General features: G+C 40.8%; 6 protein-coding genes. 3 read left to right on the top strand and 3 right to left on the bottom strand.

All coding sequences use genetic code 11. The features are described from left to right. Positions 1 to 101: 101 nt before the first annotated feature. From EO93_RS16170 to EO93_RS16160, 3 genes are all read right to left on the bottom strand, one after another. A complete protein-coding gene (locus tag EO93_RS16170; protein WP_048136040.1) occupies positions 102 to 281 on the bottom strand; it encodes a PspC domain-containing protein in 180 nt (59 codons plus the stop codon). Positions 282 to 486: 205 nt separating this feature from the next. After that, positions 487 to 1,578 (bottom strand): hypothetical protein, encoded by a 1,092-nt coding sequence (locus EO93_RS16165; RefSeq protein ID WP_048163644.1) that lies wholly within the window; start codon positions 1,576 to 1,578, stop codon positions 487 to 489. A 24-nt stretch (positions 1,579 to 1,602) separates the two neighbouring features. After that, complete coding sequence (locus tag EO93_RS16160) at positions 1,603 to 2,589, bottom strand: DUF523 and DUF1722 domain-containing protein (protein ID WP_048163642.1); 987 nt, start codon at positions 2,587 to 2,589, stop codon at positions 1,603 to 1,605. 441 nt (positions 2,590 to 3,030) lie between these two features. Between EO93_RS16160 and EO93_RS18360 the strand changes: the two genes are divergently transcribed. The 3 genes from EO93_RS18360 to EO93_RS16145 form a co-directional block, all read left to right on the top strand. Beyond that, entirely contained in the window at positions 3,031 to 3,162 is a 132-nt protein-coding gene (locus tag EO93_RS18360; protein WP_235283351.1) for an Hsp20/alpha crystallin family protein, read from the top strand. A gap of 53 nt (positions 3,163 to 3,215) precedes the next feature. Continuing rightward, on the top strand, positions 3,216 to 3,524 hold the full coding sequence (locus tag EO93_RS16150) for an Hsp20/alpha crystallin family protein (protein WP_048163641.1): 309 nt from the start codon (positions 3,216 to 3,218) through the stop codon (positions 3,522 to 3,524). Positions 3,525 to 3,736: 212 nt separating this feature from the next. Then, a partial coding sequence (locus EO93_RS16145; protein WP_156161363.1) for a helix-turn-helix domain-containing protein occupies positions 3,737 to 4,019 on the top strand: 283 nt, incomplete at its 3' end.

Here is a 4,019-nt window from a genome sequence, read left to right as displayed (position 1 = left end):
AATAATAATAATAATAAAAAGAAGAGAAAAAGAAGAACAATAATATTGCAAGTTTATTTAGAAAAGAAGAGAAACTTCAGGAATCTGAAAGTTTCTAAATTTTAAGGCTCTTCAGGAATTATAATCCAGGCTATAATATAACCAACTATTCCAGCTCCATTCAGAGAAAAGAGCGCCCATAAAAGCCTTATGAGCGTAGGGTCCACATCAAGGTATTCACCTATGCCCCCACATACTCCGGCAATGATCCTGTTCTTCTTTGACCTGTACAGTTTCTTCATATGATTACCTCTACTCCAGGAAAACACTCTAAGTTACCTGAAAAATATTCAATCATCTAATTATACCGGGTTTCATTTGAGTCCCCCTGATATAAGGAATTGTTTATATAAGATTTATAAGTGACTCTCCATTTTTCTGAGTATGTCGAAGTTCACCGAAATTTCGGCTTTAAACGTAGTCTATGAATCAAGACTGGCTTTTCTATCAGATACTTACCCACTCACTCATTATCTCTTCAGAGAACAGGTTTTCCCCGACAGCCCGCACATACACTCTGAAAGTCTTGCCTCCGGGAACTCTGAGCCCTTTTGCAACAAACTGGTAAGATTCTTCCGGCTCCACATTTACAGGATCGCTTTCTATCTGGTCCCAGGCCCTGATTTCATCATCAGCCTGAAGGGAAACATAAATGGTGGTATCTTCAGCTATTTCGGAACCCACATTTCTCAGAGTAACGTTAACGTCCACCACCCCTTCTTTTTGCGAGTACTCACACTGGGCATTGAAATCAAGATTGACAAGAGGTCTTCGGTACACAGGGATGACCTGGACGGACTCATCTTTATACTCATCAGGCATCTCCCCTATCTGCCAGTTGCTTCCCGTAGTTTCCAGATAGTAGTAGTGATTGTTTTGATATTCGAAACTCCTGCCTTTTGTTTCAGGGTCACACTTTATTCCGAGAGCCATGTGCTCCGGGAGTTCGAGGAGGACTACATCGTAGCCCATCTCCTGCAGGATTGCTACGGAAAGAATGGAGGTATCCTCACAGTCTCCACCGTTATCATAGAGGGTCTCATAAGGAAAACGGGGGTACTGGTCATATCCGGAACTTGCTACGTCTGATGTGTAGTTAAGGGATTGGATAAAAGAAACACAAAGACCCGGCACCTTGTTTTCTTCAAGCCCGTACTCCTTTGAAAGGGATAAAAGAGTATCTGCAATATTTTTAATTAGCCAGTCATCATATGGGTCAGAAGCAAAAAGGTCATATTCCCTTTTGCGTGTCCTTGATTCATACGTGTCATAAAGCTTATCGTCAAGCAGTAAAGTAAGGTACCATTTGTAGCCTTCATAATTCCAGGAGTAAGTTCTGGACGATTTCCCTGGTGCTACGGATTCTTCCGCGACCAGGCTACTGGAAGGTTCAAGATTCTTATTCTCTGCTCCCGGCAGGTTCTTCTGTAGTCCTTTGTTGCCAGAATCTCCGGATACCTCAGAAAAAGGCCAGAAGAAAAGAACCCCGGCCATATAAACGAGTAAGAAAAGAAAAATCAGTTTAGTTCTAGCTTTCATAATTAACGCCCATCCGGAAACGCATTAATTAAATTTCCAGAGATCCTCTCTTAAGTGAGACTCTATCGGATTCAGTTCCATCAGATCTTCAGGATATGGTTCGAAAAAGGTCTGATGCATAAGATAGTCGTTATCAAATCGTGCGACCCATGCCCTGATTATATTTATTGCAGGACAAATGGAGACCTTTCCTCCCCTGTACTTTTGGACCCAGTCTAAAAACAGGGCCTTCTCACGGCTCGAAAGTTTATCTGAAAAATACCCGAATGCATGCATTAACACATTGATGGTTGAGGTATATCTGGGAGCACTGGAGAGAGCATTGTACAGGTGCGCCTCATAATCGGAAGCCAGCTCTTTGAAGGGCTTGCCTTCTCTGTTTGCGGTAATCGCCCCTAATTTACGGAGCTCGGCCTGACTATAAGCCATAAGAAGAAGTTTATTCTCTGTGTGGAAACTTATCAGATCCTTCATACTACCTTTAACCTTTACTTCTCGAAAAGCTGCAAATGTAAAGAGTTTGGCCAGGAAATGCTCTTTAATCCGGGCATTCCGGAGTCTGCCTTCATCCTCAATAGGGAGGAAAGGGTACCTTTTCAGAACTGCACCCCCTAAGTACCCTGAAGTTTTCCCAACTGCCCCTTTTCCCTCAACAGCCGGATAAACCTTTACGTCCTTGAGCCCGCAGGAGGGAGACCTGAACTTCAGGATGAAGCCGTCCACATCTTCTATAGAGTCAAGGAAACGAGTACAGAAAGTAATCATATCTTCGGTGACATCCTTCCCGCTCGAGGGTTGAACAAGCCTGTGTTCTCCTCTGTCAAGGACTATTCTCACAGGGGTTCTTGGAACTCCAAGCCCGATCTCTACTTCTGCACAGACAGGCAGGAAATCAACGTATTCCTTAAGTTTTGCCACTACAGGACTACTAATCATATCTCCGTTATATCGGCAGTGGTCGAATTCAAGGCATCTGCTGACAACAACCTTCGGCCTGGAAAACTCTCTCATTTAACCCCCATACAAAAAGGAGTTGCTTACATAAATTGCTTTTCAGACAAAAAGAAGCATGAGACGTATTTAGGATATAAGCTAAAATATTATAAAAAGAGATTATAAAAGCAGTATTTCCAGAAAGAAGAGCTTTTTTCCTTTATCCGATTCTGAGTATAGTGAAATAAATAGATAAGATACATATAAATATCTAAATTGGTGATTTTATTTGGGGGAACATTATGGCTGATATTTTGAGATTATCACCCGTTATTTGTGCATATCCAGACGATACATCAACTACCCCTGAGCTAAAGACTCCGGAGTTTCCTGCTGAGGTTTTATGAAAATTTGAAGATGGAAGGGGTTCTTCTAGGGATAGAAAAGGAAAAATCGTTCTTAAAAGGTTATAGATGACGGTTTTTAAGTAAAAGCCACCAAAAAGGGGCTGTATAATATGTGGACAGCTATGACGTATGCTGCCTTATAAGCCCGGAAAAAGCTACTGCAAACTATTCAAACGGAGTACTGAAAGTCACTGTGCCTTATCAGCAGCCTTTTGAAAATTCAGTGGACGTAAAGATTGAGTAAGCAGATACTTGATACTGTTAGGTTGCATAATTTTTCAAGGAGGGGGAATTTGAATGGAAAATCCTGTACCCAAGATAATAAAAACCCCGATTATTGCCATGTATCACGATGATACACATGAAAGCCTTACTATAGAGCTTGAACTTCCGGACGTCATGGACGAGCATATAACTCTTGTAATGCATGAAAACAGTTTTTACCTTAAAGCCTACAGTGAAACTGTTGAATACCTGGGATCTTTTTTTCTGGACGGGCCTGTAGACCCGGAAAAAGCTATTGCAGTGAACAATAAGGGAATGCTCACTATAACAGTCCCATATAAAGAAGGATTTGTTTGCGCAAGATATGTTCCGATAGAGTGAAAACTTGAAGATAGCAAAAAGCGCCGTGCAGAGGAAAAAATCCGAAAAGACTTAATGTTATATCCAATCAACTTTTATTATATTTAACTCTAAGGCGGGAAGTCCCCTTCCTCGGAGGGCGAAGTCCGACAGGTGGGGGATGAAAGCCGTCAACTTCATTATAGTAAGTTTAACAAAACCTCTATATCTATTTAAAACATATAATCTATAGTATGTTAAAAGCCTACAAATACCGAATATACCCTAACCAAAAACAAAAGGAAATGATAAAAATTCATTTTGGCGCGTGTAGATTTGTCTATAACTGGGCTTTAGAACAGAAAATAAAAACTTATGAACAAACCAAGAAATCAATATCAAGGTTTGATTTACAGCACATTTTAGTCCATGAAGTAAAACCTTCTAACGAATGGTTAAAAGAAGCTAATTCACAGGCCCTACTTGCCTCTCTAGTAAATGTAGAATCAGCATTTACGAAATTCTTTAGAGAGAAAT

The organism is Methanosarcina sp. 1.H.A.2.2 (genome assembly GCF_000979975.1).
GTDB lineage: Archaea > Halobacteriota > Methanosarcinia > Methanosarcinales > Methanosarcinaceae > Methanosarcina.
Note: the sequence above shows the minus strand (reverse complement) of the source record. Positions and strands in the feature narration are given on the sequence as shown.